Raw genomic sequence first — 311 nt, 5'->3', positions numbered from 1 at the left:
GGTGGCCCTTGCGGGCCACCTGGGCGACTACCGTACGTAGGTCAACCGAGCGAACGATCCGCCCGGGGACTTCAGTTTACGGAACCGCCCGCTGCGACAATCTTCTGCTCGGCAGAGCCGGAGACCTTGTCGACTGCAACGTTCAGCTTAACCGCAATGTCACCTGCGCCAAGAACCTTGACCGTTGCGTTCTTGCGAACGGCACCCTTGGCGACGAGGTCGCCAAGCGTGACGTCTCCGCCGGCCGGGTACAGCTCGGCGAGCTTCTCCAGGTTGACGACCGGGTATTCGACCCGGAACGGGTGCGTGAA

1 protein-coding gene is annotated in these 311 nt (G+C 63.3%); it reads right to left on the bottom strand.

Annotated features, from left to right (window positions below):
* Window positions 1–71: 71 nt before the first annotated feature.
* Window positions 72–311 (bottom strand): uL15m family ribosomal protein (locus FVP33_RS19235; protein WP_187270820.1); only part of this gene is annotated, 240 nt, incomplete at its 5' end.

Origin of the sequence: Lacisediminihabitans profunda (assembly GCF_008040105.1) — a bacterium.
Classification (GTDB): domain Bacteria; phylum Actinomycetota; class Actinomycetes; order Actinomycetales; family Microbacteriaceae; genus Lacisediminihabitans; species Lacisediminihabitans profunda.
This window is presented reverse-complemented; position numbering and strand designations above follow the sequence as displayed.